At 69.1% G+C, this 17,773-nt stretch carries 19 protein-coding genes; 9 read left to right on the top strand and 10 right to left on the bottom strand.

All coding sequences use genetic code 11. The features are described from left to right. Positions 1 to 333: 333 nt before the first annotated feature. Positions 334 to 1,707 carry a neutral zinc metallopeptidase gene (locus ABZX92_RS00960; RefSeq protein WP_355551979.1) on the top strand — a complete coding sequence of 458 codons (1,374 nt, stop codon included), beginning with the start codon at positions 334 to 336 and terminating at the stop codon, positions 1,705 to 1,707. A gap of 219 nt (positions 1,708 to 1,926) precedes the next feature. On the opposite strand, the gene ABZX92_RS00955 is transcribed toward ABZX92_RS00960, so the two are convergent. The 4 genes from ABZX92_RS00955 to ABZX92_RS00940 all read right to left on the bottom strand — a co-directional run bounded on the left by ABZX92_RS00955 (position 1,927) and on the right by ABZX92_RS00940 (position 4,955). Continuing rightward, a complete protein-coding gene (locus tag ABZX92_RS00955) occupies positions 1,927 to 3,123 on the bottom strand; it encodes a cytochrome P450 (protein ID WP_355551976.1) in 1,197 nt (398 codons plus the stop codon). A 103-nt stretch (positions 3,124 to 3,226) separates the two neighbouring features. Beyond that, the gene (locus ABZX92_RS00950) at positions 3,227 to 3,952 is read right to left on the bottom strand and encodes a hypothetical protein (protein WP_355551973.1); all 726 of its coding nucleotides are present in this window, start codon (positions 3,950 to 3,952) and stop codon (positions 3,227 to 3,229) included. After that, entirely contained in the window at positions 3,949 to 4,371 is a 423-nt protein-coding gene (locus ABZX92_RS00945; RefSeq protein ID WP_355551970.1) for a DUF6114 domain-containing protein, read from the bottom strand. The genes ABZX92_RS00950 and ABZX92_RS00945 overlap by 4 nt, the downstream gene beginning before the upstream one ends. Beyond that, complete coding sequence (locus ABZX92_RS00940) at positions 4,362 to 4,955, bottom strand: DUF6230 family protein (protein ID WP_355551967.1); 594 nt, start codon at positions 4,953 to 4,955, stop codon at positions 4,362 to 4,364. The genes ABZX92_RS00945 and ABZX92_RS00940 overlap by 10 nt, the downstream gene beginning before the upstream one ends. Before the next feature lie 182 nt (positions 4,956 to 5,137). Here ABZX92_RS00940 and ABZX92_RS00935 point away from each other — a divergent pair, with 182 nt between their 5' ends. Both ABZX92_RS00935 and ABZX92_RS00930 read left to right on the top strand, forming a co-directional pair. After that, the gene (locus tag ABZX92_RS00935; RefSeq protein WP_355551964.1) at positions 5,138 to 6,580 is read left to right on the top strand and encodes a neutral zinc metallopeptidase; all 1,443 of its coding nucleotides are present in this window, start codon (positions 5,138 to 5,140) and stop codon (positions 6,578 to 6,580) included. A 33-nt stretch (positions 6,581 to 6,613) separates the two neighbouring features. Next, positions 6,614 to 7,408, top strand: a complete 795-nt coding sequence (locus ABZX92_RS00930) for a metalloregulator ArsR/SmtB family transcription factor (protein WP_355551961.1) — start codon at positions 6,614 to 6,616, stop codon at positions 7,406 to 7,408. Here the strand turns inward: ABZX92_RS00930 and ABZX92_RS00925 are convergent. Beyond that, positions 7,385 to 7,777 (bottom strand): hypothetical protein, encoded by a 393-nt coding sequence (locus tag ABZX92_RS00925; RefSeq protein WP_355551959.1) that lies wholly within the window; start codon positions 7,775 to 7,777, stop codon positions 7,385 to 7,387. The genes ABZX92_RS00930 and ABZX92_RS00925 overlap by 24 nt on opposite strands. A 133-nt stretch (positions 7,778 to 7,910) precedes the next feature. On the opposite strand from ABZX92_RS00925, the gene ABZX92_RS00920 reads away from it, so the two are divergent. Both ABZX92_RS00920 and ABZX92_RS00915 read left to right on the top strand, forming a co-directional pair. Next, positions 7,911 to 9,125 carry a sensor histidine kinase gene (locus ABZX92_RS00920; protein ID WP_355551956.1) on the top strand — a complete coding sequence of 405 codons (1,215 nt, stop codon included), beginning with the start codon at positions 7,911 to 7,913 and terminating at the stop codon, positions 9,123 to 9,125. Next, positions 9,113 to 9,760 carry a response regulator transcription factor gene (locus tag ABZX92_RS00915; protein ID WP_355551953.1) on the top strand — a complete coding sequence of 216 codons (648 nt, stop codon included), beginning with the start codon at positions 9,113 to 9,115 and terminating at the stop codon, positions 9,758 to 9,760. The genes ABZX92_RS00920 and ABZX92_RS00915 overlap by 13 nt, the downstream gene beginning before the upstream one ends. A gap of 20 nt (positions 9,761 to 9,780) precedes the next feature. On the opposite strand, the gene ABZX92_RS00910 is transcribed toward ABZX92_RS00915, so the two are convergent. Genes ABZX92_RS00910 through ABZX92_RS00895 form a run of 4 tightly spaced genes read right to left on the bottom strand, consistent with a single transcriptional unit; the run spans position 9,781 to position 13,740 of the window. Further along, positions 9,781 to 10,749 (bottom strand): tetratricopeptide repeat protein, encoded by a 969-nt coding sequence (locus ABZX92_RS00910; RefSeq protein ID WP_355551950.1) that lies wholly within the window; start codon positions 10,747 to 10,749, stop codon positions 9,781 to 9,783. Next, positions 10,746 to 11,570 (bottom strand): hypothetical protein, encoded by an 825-nt coding sequence (locus tag ABZX92_RS00905; protein WP_355551947.1) that lies wholly within the window; start codon positions 11,568 to 11,570, stop codon positions 10,746 to 10,748. The genes ABZX92_RS00910 and ABZX92_RS00905 overlap by 4 nt, the downstream gene beginning before the upstream one ends. 10 nt (positions 11,571 to 11,580) lie before the next feature. Continuing rightward, the gene (locus tag ABZX92_RS00900; protein ID WP_355551944.1) at positions 11,581 to 13,377 is read right to left on the bottom strand and encodes a hypothetical protein; all 1,797 of its coding nucleotides are present in this window, start codon (positions 13,375 to 13,377) and stop codon (positions 11,581 to 11,583) included. A gap of 57 nt (positions 13,378 to 13,434) precedes the next feature. Continuing rightward, positions 13,435 to 13,740 (bottom strand): MTH1187 family thiamine-binding protein, encoded by a 306-nt coding sequence (locus ABZX92_RS00895; RefSeq protein WP_045317373.1) that lies wholly within the window; start codon positions 13,738 to 13,740, stop codon positions 13,435 to 13,437. 50 nt (positions 13,741 to 13,790) lie between these two features. Between ABZX92_RS00895 and ABZX92_RS00890 the strand changes: the two genes are divergently transcribed. The 4 genes from ABZX92_RS00890 to ABZX92_RS00875 are packed head-to-tail and all read left to right on the top strand — an operon-like array spanning position 13,791 to position 17,468. After that, a complete protein-coding gene (locus ABZX92_RS00890; protein WP_355551940.1) occupies positions 13,791 to 14,288 on the top strand; it encodes a MarR family transcriptional regulator in 498 nt (165 codons plus the stop codon). Between the two features lie 32 nt (positions 14,289 to 14,320). Beyond that, entirely contained in the window at positions 14,321 to 15,385 is a 1,065-nt protein-coding gene (locus ABZX92_RS00885; RefSeq protein ID WP_355551937.1) for a phosphotransferase, read from the top strand. Further along, positions 15,382 to 16,431, top strand: a complete 1,050-nt coding sequence (locus ABZX92_RS00880) for a phosphotransferase (RefSeq protein WP_355551934.1) — start codon at positions 15,382 to 15,384, stop codon at positions 16,429 to 16,431. Before ABZX92_RS00885 ends, ABZX92_RS00880 begins: the two co-directional genes overlap by 4 nt. Next, the gene (locus ABZX92_RS00875; RefSeq protein ID WP_355551931.1) at positions 16,428 to 17,468 is read left to right on the top strand and encodes a phosphotransferase; all 1,041 of its coding nucleotides are present in this window, start codon (positions 16,428 to 16,430) and stop codon (positions 17,466 to 17,468) included. Before ABZX92_RS00880 ends, ABZX92_RS00875 begins: the two co-directional genes overlap by 4 nt. On the opposite strand, the gene ABZX92_RS00870 is transcribed toward ABZX92_RS00875, so the two are convergent. Continuing rightward, complete coding sequence (locus ABZX92_RS00870) at positions 17,440 to 17,763, bottom strand: DUF3817 domain-containing protein (protein WP_355551928.1); 324 nt, start codon at positions 17,761 to 17,763, stop codon at positions 17,440 to 17,442. The genes ABZX92_RS00875 and ABZX92_RS00870 overlap by 29 nt on opposite strands. Positions 17,764 to 17,773: the final 10 nt, after the last annotated feature.

Here is a 17,773-nt window from a genome sequence, read left to right as displayed (position 1 = left end):
GGTCGCTTGCTGCCCGCCCAGACGGACAGGTCGTAGATGCCGCCGGGGATGGCGTCGAGGGTTGAGCTGACCTGGCCAGGCCCGATGATCATGCCGGTGCGCGGGTTCGGCGCGATGCCTCCGAGGCAGCCGGGCATGACCGGATCGGCCCCGGTGGGAGGGCCGAGGAGGAGCAACGCGGCGAACAGGAATTCGCGCACGCTTGGAAATGTAAGTCCGCCGATGGACTTCAGCCCGGTGAACCTGATCAGTCCGCGGCACGTTGGCTTCTGTATGCGCCTGAGTTCGACGAGTAGGACGCCCCTCAAGCCGACCGACAGGCACAATGGCCTCATGCCGCTCCGCAGCATCGCGCTGGTCGTCCTCACCGCTCTGCTCGCGGTGGGGTGCACGGCCCAGGTCCCCGGTCGCCCGCGTGCCGCGAAGGTGGTGAAGAAGGAGGCGTCCTCCGAGACCATCCAGGTCAGGGGCACGGACAACGGCCCCATCGACAAGCTGGCCGCCACCGCCCTCACCGACATCGACGAGTTCTGGAAGCAGGCGTTCCCGGCGTCGTTCAACAAGCCGTGGAAGTCGCTGACCGGCGGTTACTACTCGGTCGACACCGCCGACGCCTCCGCGAAGCCGCCGCCGTGCACGCAGAAGGCCGCCGACGTCGAGGGCAACGCCTTCTACTGCCCGGCAGCCGACGCCATCGCCTGGGACCGCGCGTCGCTGCTCCCGGTGCTGCAGGACCGCTTCGGCGAGGCCGCCGTGGTCGTCGTGCTGGCCCACGAGATCGGCCACGCGGTGCAGAACCGCATGGGCATCACGCCCGAGGCCGAGCGCCGCGAGCCGGAGAAGTACCCGACGATCCTCACCGAGGCCCAGGCCGACTGCTTCGCGGGCTCGTTCGTGCGCAACGTGACCGACGGCAAGTCCGCTCGCCTCGACATCAACGCGGACTCGCTGGACAAGGCCTTGGGCGCGCTGATCACGTTCCGCGACCCGGTCGGCACCTCCCCGGAGGACGAGCAGGCGCACGGCAGCGCGTTCGACCGCGTGGCGGCGTTCCAGGACGGCTACGAGCAGGGCACGAAGTTCTGCGGGGCCATGTCCGTGCAGAACCGCACCTTCACCCAGCGCGCCTTCACGACGACCGCCGACCGCGCGAACGGCGGCAACCTGCCGTTCGCGGACATGCTCAAGTCCGTGACGCCCGACCTCGACGGCTACTTCAAGACCCTGGCCACCACGGCCGGCAAGACCTGGCCGTCCCCGCGCGCCGAGGGTGTGCAGACCGAGCCGGACTGCTCCGGCGACCAGGGGCCGGTGGCGTACTGCCCGGCGGACAAGACGATCAAGATCGACACCAAGGACGAGCTGCCGTTGCTGCACAAGGAGCTCGGCGACTACGCGACCGGCACGCTGATCGCGACCCGGTACGCCATGGCCGAGCTGGCCGTCCTGGGCAAGCCGACCGAGGGCGAGCAGGCCTCCGCGTCCGCCCTGTGCCTGGCCGGGGCGTACACGGGCGCGGTGTTCCAGCGGCAGGGCAGCCAGTTCGGGCTGTCACCGGGTGACTTCGACGAGGCCGTGACCGTGCTGCTGAAGTTCGACTACGCGGCGCGGGACGTGAAGGGTGAGGACGCGGTGGATCCGGGGTTCGCGCGAGTGGCGCGGTTCCGGGAGGGCGTGTTCGAGGGCCCGAAGAAGTGCGGCCTCTAGACGTTTGATTCCAAGGGCGCGCCTCACGCCCGCCCGGTGGCCACGGCGTCTGCAAGTACCGAGCCTCGGCCCACGTCCATGACGCAAGCCGGGCTGGCCGCGCCACGGGGCGTCGGCGACGGCCGGTTCCAGGCCGGTTGGGTGTGGTCAGCGGCGATTTGATCAAGAGTTGGTGGTACTCGCAGACGCCAACAGAGCCAACGCCTTGGAATCAACCGTCTAGTGCCACGTCAGGTGCAGGTGGCGTACGCCGCGTAGGACGCCGTAGGTGCGTTCGGGCTCGGTGCCGGGTTCGACCTCGAACTCCGGGATCGCGGTCAGGATCTTGTCGAACACGATGCCGAGCTCCAGGCGGGCCAGGTGCATGCCGAGGCACCGGTGCACGCCGGAGCCCCAGCCGAGGTCGCGTCCCCGTTGCTGCCGGTCGAGCCGGAAGTCGGCGGGGTCGTCGACGTACTGCTCGTCGCGCGTGCCCGAGCCCCACGCCAGCAGCAGCCGGTCGCCGGGACGCAGGTCGACACCGCCGAGCGTGGTCTCGGCGAGCACGGTGCGTCCGGTCGCGGCGACCGCGGACTCGTGCCGCACGATCTCCTCGATCAGCCTCGGCACGAGCGTTCGGGCGGCGGTGACCTGGCGCCGGGTCGCGTGGTCCTCGGCGAGCTGCAGCATCAGGCTGGAGATGGTGTCGACGGTGGTCAGAAAGCCCGCGCTGACCATCAGGAACGCGTGCTTGAGCAGTTCGGCGTCGGTCGCGATTCGTCCGTCCACCTCGGCGTGGACGACCGCGGACAGCACGTCGCCCGTCTGGTCCGGGCGGGTGCGGCGTTCCGCGATCTCGTTGCGCAGGAACTCGACCAGGCCGGCACCGGCGCGATGCGCGTCCTCCACCGACGTGGGCGCCACCAGGTCGCGCGTCAACGCGGCGAGCTCGTGCTGGCGGTCTCGCGGCACACCCATGACCTCGGCGATCACCAACGACGGGATGCGCGCGGCGAGCTCACCCACCACCTCGCACCGTCCGCGCGGCGCCACCTCGTCGACGACCTGATCGGTGACCTGCCGGATGAACGGCTCGTGTGCGCGCACGGCCGGTGGTGTGAAGAAGCGCTGGAGGACGTCCCGCCAGCCGGAATGCTCCGGGGGATCGGACTCGAACAGCGGCGCGCGGGTGGTCTCGGCGTCCGGCACCATCGCCACCGCCCCCAGCCCCTGCACGGCCGCGCTGAAGGTCTCGCCGTCCTTGGCGACGGTCACGATGTCGTCCTGCTTCGACACCACGTAGAACCCGTCGTAGGCCTCGCTGCGGGCGACCGGGCACTCGTTGCGCAGGTCCGCGAGCAGCTCGTGAATGGTCGGCACGACAGCCTGGTCGTGGTGGTCGAAACCACGGATCCGATCTTCGAGGCTTTCCCCCACCGCGCGCTCCCCGTTCCGTGATCCCGGTGTCCGCGACAACAGATAACACGGACACCGGTGCACACAGCTGAGCCGATCAGGTGGCGCCCTCAGTGACGTTCGGTCAGCGCCGTTCGACCGGCGCCTGGTCGGACACGATGGAGATCCGTGCGCCAGGAATCGTGAGGTTGCCGCCCTTGAGGTCGGTGTTGCGCACCGTGACCTCGGTGAACGTCACGAACGGCACGTTCAGGGGAGGCGGGCTCGCGGCCGTGTAGTTGACCGGGATCTTGAGCCCGAGGAAGTTCAGGTTGCCCTTGAGCTGCACCGTGTACAGCTCGATGAGCGGCGGTGGCACCTCCTGGCCGTTCACCGGTTTGCGGTCCACGGTGGAAGTGGAGCCGGCCCGCGCCGCGGTGACGAGCTTGAAGCCCGGCTGCACGTCCGCGGTCTGCACCAGGTCCTTGATCTTCATTTCCTCGGTCGTGAACTTCAGGACCTTGACGACCTGGCCGTTCACCACCGAGTCGGTCACCCCGACGAAGTTGAGGAAGTTGAGGTCGAGCCGGGACGCCGTGAGCGTCCAGGAGCGCCCTCCCTCCGCCACCGGGGCAGGGGCCGGTGGCGGGGGTGCCGACGACGAAGGCGGCTCCGTGCTGGGCGGAAGAGTCGGCACGGACGACGACGCCGGCGGTGGAGTGGCGCTGCTGCTGGACGCAGGGGGTGGCTCCGAGCTGGTCGTCGGAACCGGTGAGCTGCTGCTGGAAAGCGGCGGCTCGGTGCTCGACGGCGGTTGCAGCGCCAGGACCGCGATCATGGCGACCGCGGCCATCGGCTGTGTTCGCATCATGTGGGTTGGACCCTCTGGGTGGGCTCGGTGCCGTTCTTGGCCTTCTTGGGCTCCTTGGGGTTGTCCGTCCACGCCACGGCGAGCGCGCCGCCGAGCAGGCTGAGGATGGTGCCCACCAGGAAGCCGCCGAGGTTGGTCACGACGAGCGCGACCAGCGACAGCAGCACCGTGACGATGCCCGCTGCCAGCCGGAACTTGGGCGCCACCCACAACGACACCGCGCAGAGGACCAGCAACGAGCCGATCAGCAGCGCGGACACGCCACCGAGCGTCTGGATCGAGATGACCATGTCGCCGAGCTTCAGGCCGGCGTACGGCGGGAACAGGATGATGAGCGCGCCCAGGGCCACGAACAGGCCGGCCCAGAAGGGCCGGCCACGTCGCCACGCGGTGAAGCCGCGCCAGAACCTCAGAAGCACTCTTGCTTCCCCTGGCGGATGGTCAGGTTCATGCCCTTGAACCTGATGGTCTGAGCAGTCGTGGACCAGGCCGTCTGCTGCAGGTTGCCGATGTTCGCCGTGTCAGCCTGCAGGCCGAACGAACCCGGCAGACCCCTGAGGCCGTCCGGTCCCTTGGTCACCTTGCTCGCGTCAACGCCGATGTCGGGGTTGCCGAGCACCAGGTCACCATTGAGGTCGGTCAGGCCGACGACCAGGTTGTCCGCGGACATACCACCCACGTCGGCCGCGGTGATGCGCATCGTCACGTCACCGACGATCGGCATGTTGGGCACGAACACCGACTGGCAGAACTTGTCGAGCGTCGCGGTCTTGAAGCCGCTGACCGCGACGACGTGCACCTGCCCGTTCGCGCCCGCGTCCACACCGCCGAACTGGACGAAGCCCTTGCCCGTCAAGTTCTCCGCGCCCACCTTGAAGCTCGTGCCGGACACCGCGAACGAGGCGGCCAGCGCTCCCTGGGACATGCCGAAGAGGAGGACACCAGCACCCACGGCACCAATACCGAGCACCCCGACGAACCGTGCCCAGCGCGTTCTACCCATACCGCCAAACTCCTTCCACACCGAAGGCTTGCAGGGCTGGACTGTGCGCTCCGAAACATCGGTGGGACAACGAAAACGAGTCCGCGCAGTCTTGAAATCACCCCAGGGGGTGAGGCTGTTTCACGTTTCGCCCCTGGTCCTTGCGTCACGGACGTGAACCGCTGTTAGTAGGGTTCCGGCTCATGGGGATCGGACGAATCGCCGTCGCACTGGCCGCGACCGCAGCGCTCACCGCCTGCGCCTCCGTGGTCGAGGGTGAGCCGAAGGGCGAGCGCCCCGATCCCACCAAGGTCGCGGGCCTGGAGATCTCCAACGGCCCCTCGGGCCTGAAGCAGGGCGTCCCGGACGCGGACCTGAGCGTCGAGAACGGCGACGGCGGCGAGATGGACCGCCTCGCGATCAACACGCTCGCCGACGTCCAGGAGTTCTGGAAGGCCGAGATTCCCCGGTCGTTCGCGGGGAAGACGTTCGAGCCGGTGAAGCGCCTGATCTCCTACAACTCCAACGGCAAGGGCGTCGAGGTCTGCAAGCAGAACACCGCGGGCGTGGCCAACGCGTTCTACTGCGCCCTCGACGACAGCATCACCTGGGACCGCGGCGAGCTGCTGCCGATGCTCAAGGACTCCTTCGGCCCGATGGCCGTGGTGACCGTCCTGGCCCACGAGATGGGCCACGCCGTCCAGTACAAGCTCGGCCCGGCCTCCAACATCGGCGCCAACACCCCGTCGATCGTCAAGGAGCAGCAGGCCGACTGCTACACCGGCGTCTTCATGCGCTGGATCGCCGAGAACAAGTCCAAGCACTTCGAGCTCAGCACCGGCGAGGGCCTCAACCAGGTCCTGCAGACGATGTTCTTCATCCGCGACGCCGCCGGCTCGTCGTTCGAGAAGCAGGGCGCCCACGGCAGCGCCTTCGATCGGGTCTCGTCGTTCCAGTTCGGCTTCACGCGCGGGGCTTCCCGCTGCGCCGAGATGAACGAGGCCGAGATCAACAAGCGCATCACCGAGCGCCCGTTCGACCTCTCCGACTCCGACCAGGGCCAGGGCCGCGGCAACGCCCAGATCAACCAGGACAAGTACCTCAAGGCCCTGGAAGAGTCACTCCGGGACGCCTACAAGGCCAGCGGCGCCGCCTTCCCGGCCTGGGACAAGACGGGCATCAAGCCCTGCCCCGACGCCCAGACCACCTCTCCCGCCACGTACTGCCCGTCGCTGAACCAGGTCCAGCTGGACCTCCCGTCCCTGGTGAAGATCGGCACGCCCCCGAAGAAGGGCTCCAAGGGCGGCATCGGCGACTTCGCGGCCTTCGCCGTGATCGCCTCGCGGTTCTCGCTCTCCATCCAGCACGCCACGGGCTTCAAACTCGACGACGACGCAGCAGGCCAGCGCACCGCCTGCCTGACCGGAGCCTGGGCGGGCCTCACCAACCGCCCCGACGCCGCAGCGGGCCTCAAGCTCTCACCCGGCGATCTCGACGAAGCCGTGGCCGAGCTCCTGGCCGACCACAGCCTCATCGCTGCCGACGTGAACGGCAAAGCCGTCCCCTCCGGCTTCGCCCGCGTGGAAGCCTTCGGCGACGGCTTCTACCGAGGCTCCGGCTACTGCGTCAAAAAGTATTCAGTTTGATTCTTCTATCGACGCCCGTCGATACTCGGTGTCGTGCTGACCGATGAAGCCGCGACCTACGCCTCGTGGTTCTCGACCCTGTCCGACCCGACCCGCGTCCGCCTGCTCCACCACGTGGCCTCAGCCCCTGGTGCGGTGACCGTCGGCGAACTGACGACGCTTCTGGGCGTGAGCCAGTCCACCTGCTCGCACCACGTCCGCAAACTGGCCGAGGTCGGCTTCGTCAAAGTCCAACGCGAAGGCACCACCACCCTCGTCACCGTCAACCCGGCGTGCTGCACGGGCCTCCCCCACGCCGCCGACGCCGTCATGGGCGCATTGACCTCCGGCTCGGTCACCCCGGTCTCCGGCGTGGTCGTGCGCGCGATGACAGCTTCCGACTGGGCGGATGTCCGCCGCATCTACGGCGAAGGCATCGCCACCGGCAACGCCACCTTCGAAACCGACGTCCCCTCCCGCCGCACCCTCGAATCCAAGTGGCTCCCAGACCACCGCTGGATCGCCCTGGTGGACGGCACGATCGCGGGCTGGGCAGCCGCAGCCCCCGTCTCCGCCCGCGAGTGCTACTCCGGTGTGGCCGAGACCTCGATCTACGTCAGCGCCTCGCACCAGGGCCGAGGCGTGGGCAAAACCCTGCTGCACCACCAAGTCTCCGCCGCCGACGCCGACGGCCTGTGGACCCTGCAAGCCGTGATCTTCCCCGAGAACCGCGCCAGCATCGCCCTGCACCACCGAGCAGGCTTCCGAACCGTGGGCGTCCGCGAACGAATCGCCCAGCACCACGGCGAATGGCGAGACACCGTCCTATTGGAACGCCGCCGCCCGTAAACACAAGACGGCAAGCGGAAGTTCCACCACCACCGCCAGGACAACAGCAACAGCCAGTTCCTGCCCGGTTGAGGTGGCGACGTCGATGCAGGCATCGGCGAGCAGCAGCGCACCCGCGGCGGCGGCGGGCGCGCGGTAACGGGGATCGCCGCGCAGCAAACGAGTCCCAGCGGAGAGCAACGCGACGGCTTCCAGTCCGTCGAGGACGACCCAGCCCATGGCCTCGGCGGGCGGCAACGTGCCCGCGAGGTACCCGAGCCACGGCAGCAGGGCGAGGCCCGCACCCGTGAACACACGGCCACGCCACCGGCTGGCGTTGGAGAGCTCGGCGAAAGCGGGCGAACAGCGGGGAATCGCGATGAAGGCCATGGTGACCAACCCTGCGATCTCCGCCTTCGCAAATCTGTAGCACCACTGACCGTCCTGGGGGTGGTACCAGTTGCAGCCCTTTCCGGATGCCATCTTCATGGCAGCCCACGCGGCCAGCGCCTACGGTCGATCCATGAAGATCCTTCCCCGGCTGCGGCGAGCGCTGACCCGCTTCCCCCGCGACACGGCCTTCCTCGCGCTGGGGGCCCCGCTGCACCTCCTGACGGGCTTCCTGCTCTTCGTGATCTTCGGCTCGATCTGGGCGATCATCGACGGTGGCGAGGCCAGTGCACCGGTGATCCTCGGTTTCCTGGTGGCCTTGACCGCACTCTGCGTCCCAGCGTTGACCGCGGCCCAGCGCTGGCGCTTCCGGCAGCTGCTGGGAGTCCGCATCCCCCGCCCGAGTTGGCGGCACCCGTGGCGCCAACTCGGCTACCACAGCATGACCGGAGCGTTGTTCGGCACGCTCGAAACGCTGGTGGTCGCCCTGCTGCTGGCCGGCGTGGCCGCGGCACTGTCACCGCTGTGGATCTACGCGCTGCCCTGGCAGTGGCGGGTCGAGCACCTGGCCGGCTCCACGCAGGCGATCTACTTCGCCTCAGCAGCCCTGGCCGTGCTGGCCGCCGTCCCGAGCCTGACCGCCGCCCTGGTGCGCTTGGAATGCCGCACGTCCCCGACTCTGCTGGGCCCCAGCAGAGCGGAGGCCCTGGCCCGGCAAGTCGAGGACCTGACCGAGAGCCGAGCAGGCGCGGTGAACGCCGCGGACGCGGAACGCCGCCGCATAGAACGAGACCTCCACGACGGCGCACAACAACGCCTGGTGTCACTCGCTCTGAATCTGGGCCTGGCCAAAGCGACCCTGACCGACCTCACCCCAGAAGCGCGGGAGGTGATCAACACGGCCCACCGGGAGGCCAAGGAGGCAATCGAGGAACTCAACAACCTGGTCCGCGGCCTGCACCCGGCCGTCCTCGACGAACGGGGCCTGGACGCGGCCCTCTCCGGCCTGGCAGCCCGTGCCCCACTACCCGTACGCCTGAAGGTGGACCTTCCCCAACGCCTGCCCCCACAGATAGAGGCAGTCGCCTACTTCGTGGTCTCCGAGGCCCTGACGAACATCGCCAAGCACGCCCGCGACGCAACCAAGGCGGACGCGACCGTCATCCAGCTGGCCGACATACTCCGCCTGGTGATCACCGACGACGGCCTGGGCGGTGCCGCCCCTGGCAAGGGCAGCGGCCTGACAGGCCTGGCCCAACGCGTGCGATCGGTGGACGGAACGTTCCGGCTGAGCAGTCCGGCCGGTGGACCGACCACCATGACCGTGGAGCTGCCATGCGCGCAGTGATCGCCGAAGACTCCGTGCTGCTGCGAACAGGCCTGGTCAAGATCGTGGAAATGGCCGGCTTCGAAGTAGCCGCCGAAACAGGCAACGCCCAGGACCTGCTGACCGCCATCGAGGAGCACCACCCCGACCTGGCCCTGATAGATGTCCGAATGCCACCTGACTACACCGACGAGGGAGTGCGCGCCGCCCTGTCGATCCGCAGCACCCACCCGTCAACCGCCTTGCTCCTGCTCTCCCAGTACGTGGAGGAGCGCTACGCCACCACCCTCCTGGCCACCAACACCAGCGGCGTGGGCTACCTGCTGAAACAGCGCGTGGCCGATGTCGAGGAGTTCATCGAGGCGCTACGCCGAGTGGCGAACGGCGGCACCGCACTGGACCCGCAGGTGGTCGCCCAACTCCTGGTACGGCGCCCGAGCACCCCGATGGACCGCCTGACCGCACGCGAACGAGAGGTGCTGACCCTCATGGCCGAGGGCCGCTCCAACGCGGGCATCGCCGCGCAACTGGTGGTCAGCGAAAGCGCCGTCGCCAAACACATCAACAGCATTCTCGCGAAACTGGATCTCCCGAAAGCGGACGCGGACCACCGCCGAGTGCTGGCAGTGCTGCACTTCCTGGGAGTGGGCGCCTGACGGCGAGCGTGGAACGGCTCTCAGTACAACGCGGAAGCCAGGTTCCGCCGAGCCGCGGCAACCCGAGGATCATCAGCCGGGAACAGCTCGAACAGCCCCACGAGGTGCTGCCGAACCCGATCCCGATCATCCCCGAACACCCGTCGGACAGTGTCGACAAGACGCTTGAACGCCTCGTCGACCTGCTGCAACGCCACCTGCGCGTCAGCCGCGGCCAACTGGGCGTCGATGTCGTCCAACGCCCCGTCGGCCTTGGCGATCACCGCTGGGTCGACCGACTCGGCGCGCTCGGCGAACCGAGCCTGAGCCAGCCCTTCCTTGGCCAGCTCGTTAGCCGGCTCAGAAGCAAGGATCTCCGAGTAGTACCCCTGAGCAGAGGCGTAATCCCCCCGCTCGAACGCCTCCTCAGCCGCAACGATCCGAGGATCCTCGGCAACGTCTTCCTCAGCGACCGGAACCCCGGCCCGAGCCTCGCCGGCCCGAATCCCCGGCAACCGATCCCGCAACGCATCCAGCAACCGAGCGACCCAAGCCGACAACTCGGCATCGTCAATGGGCCCGGCAAACGCGTCAATGGGCTGACCAGCGGCAACAGCCACCGTCGTCGGCACCGACTGAACCCCGAACGCCTGCCCGATCCGAGGCGCCTGCTCCAGATCGACCCGAGCAAGAATCCAGGACCCGCCATTGGCCGAAGCCAGCCGAGTCAGCGACGCAGCCAGCTGCTGCGACTCGGGCGAGTACGAGGCACCCAGCAGCACCACGACGGGCACCTGCAGGGACTGCTCGACCACGGCCTGGAACGACGCCTCGGTGACGTCCACGATCCACGGCGCGGAGCCGTTGTCGGCAGACGGGGAGGCTGCGGCGGCGGGCGACACCGCGGCCTGGCGGGCAGCGTCGGCTCGCGCCTTCAGGGCGCCCAAGTCGACGGCGCCGGAGAGAGCGGCGGACAGTGCGGCGGTCTTGCGAGGATCAGGCCTTGTCACGTGTTCCATCCTGGCACGGCTAGTTCCCGGACCGGGTCCAGGGCCATCGGGTTGACGCGCATCGCCTCGTTGGCCGACGCGATGCGTAGTGCTAGCGGTGTCATCAGCTCGATGAACCGCGACGTACCACTGGCGCCCAACGCCTCCCACGGCGCGAGAGCTGCAGCATCAGTTGCACGCTCGACCGCGGCCAGGTCGCCGGGCAGATCCGAAACGGCTTCCCATTCCGCCTCGGTCCAACCACGCGCGGCGCGCATGTATGCCGGATCGAGGGAATGCTCGCGGGCGTAGAGCGCAAGCGCTTGGCACGGACCCACCCCATGAGCGACCAGTGCGGCGACGTGACCGTCACCGCGGGCCTCGCGCAGGATCGTGCAGGCGTGCCACAAGGCCAGATGCGGCGTAGAAGGCCACGGCAGTGCCAGGTTCGCGGCCGCCAACGGACGCCCCGCGACACAAACAGCCGAAGCGGCATCCCGAGCCAACGAGGCGGCCTCGACGATCTCGGGCGTCGCGACGTCACCCAGCAGGCGACGCAACGCGCCGTCGACACCCTCCAACCGCACATCCAAGAACGCGCTGGGAGAGGCAACCGCCCACGCGTCCGGCAGAGCGCGCGCGACCATGCGCGGGGCGAAGTTGTAGAAGACAGCCGTCACCAGCTCCGGGGACGCGGCACCCAGGGGTGCGGCGCGCATGCCGAAGTAGCCCATCCAGCCGCCCTTGCAGCCCAGCGCGTCGGTCGCCGCGCGGGATTCGGGCGTGAAGTACGTGACGTCGTGGTAAGGCTCGAACCTCAACCACAGTTGCCTCGCGTCCACGCCCGACACGCTAACCCAGTGAACGCCGGTGCACGGATCCGCTCACCGTGCCGGCGTAGAGCGTTCGGCCATCCGGGGACACCAACAGAGACTCGACACCGCGCTCCACCGCCGGGCCGCCGAACACGGTCCACGAACGGCCGCCGTTCACCGACCGCAGCACGCCCTTGCTGGAACCGGAGAACGCGATCGAGCCCAGGTACAGCGTCCCGTTGGGCGCCATCGCGATCGCCGACAGCTGCTCAGCCGACACGTTAGGCACCTCCACAAAAGAGGAACCGTCGAACGACACGAACACCGAGTTCTGCCCAACGGCCACCACGTGCCGTGAGTCGCGCGGATCCACCAGCACGGAGTTCATCCGTCCGGGCAACACCTGCCGCATCGAAACGCCGGCATCCGTCGACCGGTAGAGCCCGCCGGCGTCAGCGAGCCAAATGCCACCGGGATCAGCCGCGATCGTCTTGATCCCGCGCAACGAAGCGTGCACCCGCTGCACGAACGACAACCCACCGTCCGAGGACACGTAGAACGCGTTGATCAGGTACGCACCCAAATACACCCGGCCAGGCAGCACAGGATCGAACACCAGAGACCGCGTGTTGCCCGGCATCTCAGCCGTGGTGACCCACGAAGAACCCCCGTCCGGCGACCGCTCCACGAAGATCGTGTCCTGCGACCCGCGATACCCGTTCCGCCCACGCAGCACGACCCCGTCCCGAGCCGCCAGCGCCCCGATCCGGTTCCCGATGGCAGGCGGAGCGGACCCGTCGAAGTCCCACTCCTGCGAGGCCACGGGCAGGTCGGCCCGATAGGACCCCTGCATCGTCCCGGCGATGAGGTTCCGCCCCGAAATCGCCAGCGACAGCACGTGCGCCCCAGGCACCCCGACCCGCTTGAAGTGCTCGTGGTCAGAGGTCGCGTAAACCCCGCCGGACCCGTACACCCACTGCCAGTCCGGCATGTCCGGGAAGCTGCCGATCTCGGTGTAGACGTCGACCGTCGACAGCGCGTCCGTCCGCTTCCAGGAGCCGCCGAGGTCCGTGCTGATGAAGTGCCCGTCCAAGGTCTGCACCTGGATCCAGCCGTTGGCCGTGATGCCGCCGTACAAGATCCACGACGATGTCCACGGCCCGGAGACCTCACGCCAGGACGCGCCACCATCCGAGGAAAGGTGCACCCCACCGCTGAACTTCCGCGCCACCACGACAGAGCCACGCGACGTGATCTTGTCGGCAGGAACGTCGGACGCCGACCACTTCCCCGACCGCAGCACGTGCACGACCCCACCAGCGGCCACCACGACGCTGGATCCCACGACCTGCACGTCCTCGGCATCACGAGGCGATCCGGGCAGCAACGACCACCCGCGCCCGCCGGCCCCGCGATAGACACCCTCGGCCGAGGCCGCGTACGACACACCCGCAGCCCCGAAAGCCACGTCCTGCACCTCGGAAGGCGTCCGCAACGCCACGCTGAAGGACGTCCCACCGTCCACAGAACGCAGCACGGTCCCAGCGCCGCCACCGCCCTCGTACCCGGCCACCAGCACGGTGTCCGGCCGCGACGGATCAGCCGCCAGCCCGTTCCCGCGCATCTCCGGGAACAACCGCCCCTGCCGCCAGCTGCGTCCCCGATCGTCGGACCGGAACACCTGCTGGCCCGCACCCGGCAGCACGTAGGCGACGTCGCGTGCGAACGCCAGGTAGCCGCCCGCACCGTTCGGGCCGATGTTGTCCCACCTGGTGGACGGCCCGGCATGTGCTGACGGCACGACCGCCAGCAGCGCGGCCAACAGGGTGATCACGAATCTCACGGGATGCGCCTCCGCTCAACGACCAAAAAGGTCAGCGGCGGAGCACGATCATGGCGTGTCGGCGAGGTGCTCCTCAACCCGTTCGACCTTCGCGCGCAACTGACCGGTGTAGCCGGGCCGGATGTCCGCCTTGAGCACGAGGGACACCCGCGGGGCGCTGGCCTGCACCGCTTCCGTCGCGCGCTTGACCACGTCCATCACCTCGTCCCACTCACCCTCGATCAAGGTGAACATCGCGTTCGTCTCATTGGGCAGGCCGGACTCCCGCACGATCCGCACGGCCTCCGCGACGGCCTTGGCGACGCCTCCCGACGAGTCCGAACCGGACGGAGCAACGCTGAACGCGACAAGCACACGAGCCTCCTGATGATCCTCTGACGTACTGACTGGTAGCTTCGGTCCCCATGACACCGCTGCCGTTCGATCCGATCGCCCGCGCGGCCGAACTGTGGGACGACCGGGTGGGTTCCTCCACGTCGATGGCGGCCGTCACGAGCGTCATGCGGGTCCAGCAAATCATCCAGTCCGCCGTGGACGCAGCCCTCAAGCCGCACGGACTCACGTTCGCGCGCTACGAGGCGTTGGTGCTGCTGTACTTCTCGCGCAAGGGCGCGTTGCCGATGCGGGTCATGGGCGAGCGCCTGCAGCTGCACCCGACTTCGGTGACCAACATCGTCGACAGGCTGGAGAGCGACGGCCTGGTCCGCCGCACCCCGCACCCGACCGACCGCCGCACCACGCTGGTGGAGATCACCGACGCGGGTCTGCAGCGCCGTGAAGCGGCCACCGCCGCGGTCGTCGAGGTCAACCTCGGCCTCAAGGGACTGACCGACCGGCAGACCGAGCAGCTCACCGATCTGCTCGCCAAGGTGCGCCGGGCGAGCGGCGACTTCGAGGACTGAAATCCGGTTGAGCCCGCGGCGATGATGGTCGCGTGGTGCAACGGTCGATCATCGCCTTGGTCAGCGGCCCCAGCGGGTTCGCGGGCCGCACCGACGCCATCCCGGTCAGGGGTTCGCGGTGGAACGACGCCGAAACGGTCAACCGGGCACTCGAGGAACGGCTGGGCGTGCCGACGAGCGTGCTCAGGCTGATCTCCAAGGAGGGTGACGGCGACGGGTACTGGGGAGGCGTGGCCACCTACCACGTCGAGGCGCACGGCGAGCCGAACCGGCACCGCCTGCGCCCGGCCGAGGAGCCGGAAGCCGACGCCCCGCGCCGGATGCCGTGGGCGAAGCCGGGCGGTCCCGCGGAGCTGATCGCGTGGGCCGACGCCCACGTCGACCGCACCGGACCGGCCGTCCAGGTGAAGACCTGGAACCTGTTGTCGTTGCACCGGCTTCCCGTCACCGGGGGTACCGCGTGGCTCAAGGCCATCCCGCCGTTCCTCGCGGACGAGGCAACGGTGATCGGGATGGTCGCCGCGCACGACCCCTCTCTCGTGCCCGAGGTGATCGCCGCGGCACCTCACCGCGTGCTGCTCGGCGAGGTTCCCGGCGACGGCTGCTGGCCGCTCACGCCCGAGCTCATCGATCTGATCGTGCCGCGCTGGGTCGCGGTGCAGCACGCGCTGGCCGGCGAGCGTCCGCCCGCGCTACGGCCTTCAGCGGTGCCGATGCCGTCGTTCGGACTGCCGGACACGCTGGTGCACGACGACTTCGTGCCCACCAACTGGTTGACGAGCGGCGTGATCATCGACTGGTCCGACGCCGTGTGGGGGCATCCCGCGCTCGACGTGGGCCGCCTGCTGGACTACTGCCGGCACCACCCCACCCTGTACGACCACGTCGCGAAGGTGTGGAGCGACGCGTGGCTGCGGCACCGCCCGGACAGCCGCCCGCTCGAAGCCCTCGACGCCGGACGCCGCGCCGGGCGCCTGCGCAGCGCGGTCAAGTACCAGGAGGTGGTCGACGAGGCCGAGGACTCCCAGCGGATCTACCACCGCGACTACCCGACGAACTGGCTCGGTTCCGTCATGCGGCTGGTGCACACCCCATGACACGACGGTCGATCATCGCCCTGGTCAGCGCACCCAGCGGGTTCGCGGGCCGCACCGACCCCATTCCGGTGAAGTCGCCGTTCTGGAACCAGGTCCACGGGGTCAACGCGGCACTGGAGAAGCTGCTCGGGGTGCCGACGAGCGTGTTGCGGCTGGTCCGGGTCGAGGACGGCAGGACTCCCGCCGGCGGCCTGGTCACCTATCACGTCGAAGCTCACGGCGAACCCGACCGCACGCACCTGCGTCCCGCCGAGGAGCCCAAAGCCAAACCCAACGCCGTGTTCCGGCGGTCGTGGGCACAGCCGGGCGGACCGGCCGAGCTGGTCGGCTGGGCGGACGCGAAGATCACCAGAACCGGGCCCGCGCTCCAGATCCGCACCTGGAACCTGTCGAGCGTGCACCGGATCCCGACCACCGACGGCACGACGTGGCTCAAGGCGGCGCCACCGTTCCTGTGCGACGAGGGCACGCTGATCGAGATGGTCGGCGCCCACGATCCGACGCTGGTCCCCGATCTCGTCGCCGCGGCCCCGCACCGCGTGCTGCTGCGCGACGAACCCGGTGGCTCCTGCTGGCCGCTCACGCCGGAGCACGTCCAGTCGATCGTGCCGCGCTGGGTCGCGGTGCAGCACGCGCTGGCCGGTGAGCCGCGGGTCCGGCCGACTCCGGTGCCGATGCCGTCCTTCGGGCTACCGGACACGCTGGTGCACGGCGACTTCCACCCCGGCAACTGGCGGGCGAGCGGCAAGATCATCGACTGGTCCGACGCCGTGTGGGGCCACCCCGCGCTGGACGTGTGCCGGTTGCTGGAGGTCGCGAGACCCGAGCACCACGACCTGATCAGTCGCGTGTGGAGCGAGGCGTGGCTGCGGCACCGCCCGGACAGCGAGCCGTTCCAGGCGCTGGAGGTCGCGCGGCTCTCGTACCAGCTGCACAGCGCGGTGAAGCTCCAGCACATCATCAACAACATCGAGTGGTCCGAGCGGATCTACCACCACGGTGGCGTCCAGATCGCGCTGCGCGCCGCGAGGGAGATGGCCCGATGAACCGCACCATCATCGCGCTCGTCAGCACACCGAGCGGGTTCGCGGGCCGCACGGACGCCCTTGCGGTCCCCACGCTCGACTGGAACCACGTCGAGCCCGTCAACGAGGCGCTGGAACAGCTGCTCGGCGTGCCCACGAGCGTGCTGCGGCTGATCTCCGTCGAGAACGGCGGCATGATGCAGGGCGGCCTGGTCACCTATCACGTCGAAGCGCACGGCGAACCCGATCGATCGAAGCTCCACCCCGCGGCCGAACCCGAGGCGGACGCCCCGTTCCGCGCGCCCTACGCACGTCTGGGCGGGCCTGCCGAGCTGCTGGCGTGGGCCGATGCCGAGATCGAACGCACCGGGCCGGCCGTGCAGGTCCGCACCTGGAACCTCTCGACGGTCCACCGGCTGCCCACCGCCCGCGGCCCGGTCTGGCTGAAGGCCATCCCGTCGTTCTTCGCCGACGAGGGCTCGGTGATCAAGATGGTCGCCGCGCACGACCCGACGCTGGTCCCGGAGGTGATCGCGTCGGCGCCACACCGCGTGCTGCTCGCGGACGCGCCCGGTGACAAGTGCCGGCCGATCACGCCCGAGCACGTCGAGCTGATCATCCCGCGCTGGGTGGCCGTGCAGAACGCGCTGGCAGGCGATCCTCAGCTGCCGTCGAGCGTGGTGCCGATGCCGTCGTTCGGGCTGCCGGACACCCTCACGCACGGCGACTTCCACCCCGGCAACTGGCGCCGGAGCGGCGAGGTCATCGACTGGTCCGACGCGGTGTGGGGGCACCCGGCGCTCGACGCGTGCCGGGTGCTGGAGTACAGCCCGCCCGAGCTGCACGACCACATCCGGCAGGTGTGGAGCGAGGCGTGGCTGACCCACCGCCCGGACAGCGAGCCGCTCGCAGCGCTCGACGTCGGCCGCCGCGCGTCACACCTGCACAACGCGGTGAAGTACCAGGAGTTCCTGGACAACATCGAGGTCTCGGAGCGGATCTACCACGAGGGCGATCCGCAGGACGAGCTCAGAGCTGCTCGGGAGCTGCCTCGCTGAGACGGCCGGTCCGGTTGGCCCAGCGCTCGAACACGATCGTGCCGAACGGCGGGATGCTGGAGAACAGGCCGAGCACGAGCGTGCGCGCGTCCCACTTCAGCGGTTCCTTCGCCATCAGCGTGACGAGCACGAAGCCGACGAAGACGACGCCGTGGATCGGGCCGAAGATCTTGACGCCGATCTCGTTCTGGACCACGACGTACTTGAAGAACATCCCGAGCAGCAGGCCCGCCCAGGAGATCGCCTCGGCGAGCGCGAAGATGCGGAACCGCCCGGCCACGCTGGAGAACGTCATGGCTCCCCAT

This window comes from Lentzea sp. NPDC006480 (assembly GCF_040611995.1).
GTDB lineage: Bacteria > Actinomycetota > Actinomycetes > Mycobacteriales > Pseudonocardiaceae > Lentzea.
This window is presented reverse-complemented; position numbering and strand designations above follow the sequence as displayed.

Excerpts from the sequence above, each read along its gene's own strand:
- ABZX92_RS00925 (WP_355551959.1), bottom strand. The coding sequence starts at position 7,777 with ATGGCCTTCATCGCGATTCCCCGCTGTTCGCCCGCTTTCGCCGAGCTC.
- ABZX92_RS00875 (WP_355551931.1), top strand. The coding sequence starts at position 16,428 with ATGAACCGCACCATCATCGCGCTCGTCAGCACACCGAGCGGGTTCGCG.
- ABZX92_RS00950 (WP_355551973.1), bottom strand. The coding sequence starts at position 3,952 with ATGATGCGAACACAGCCGATGGCCGCGGTCGCCATGATCGCGGTCCTG.
- ABZX92_RS00960 (WP_355551979.1), top strand. The coding sequence starts at position 334 with ATGCCGCTCCGCAGCATCGCGCTGGTCGTCCTCACCGCTCTGCTCGCG.
- ABZX92_RS00935 (WP_355551964.1), top strand. The coding sequence starts at position 5,138 with ATGGGGATCGGACGAATCGCCGTCGCACTGGCCGCGACCGCAGCGCTC.
- ABZX92_RS00890 (WP_355551940.1), top strand. The coding sequence starts at position 13,791 with ATGACACCGCTGCCGTTCGATCCGATCGCCCGCGCGGCCGAACTGTGG.
- ABZX92_RS00880 (WP_355551934.1), top strand. The coding sequence starts at position 15,382 with ATGACACGACGGTCGATCATCGCCCTGGTCAGCGCACCCAGCGGGTTC.
- ABZX92_RS00915 (WP_355551953.1), top strand. The coding sequence starts at position 9,113 with ATGCGCGCAGTGATCGCCGAAGACTCCGTGCTGCTGCGAACAGGCCTG.
- ABZX92_RS00920 (WP_355551956.1), top strand. The coding sequence starts at position 7,911 with ATGAAGATCCTTCCCCGGCTGCGGCGAGCGCTGACCCGCTTCCCCCGC.
- ABZX92_RS00870 (WP_355551928.1), bottom strand. The coding sequence starts at position 17,763 with ATGACGTTCTCCAGCGTGGCCGGGCGGTTCCGCATCTTCGCGCTCGCC.
- ABZX92_RS00940 (WP_355551967.1), bottom strand. The coding sequence starts at position 4,955 with ATGGGTAGAACGCGCTGGGCACGGTTCGTCGGGGTGCTCGGTATTGGT.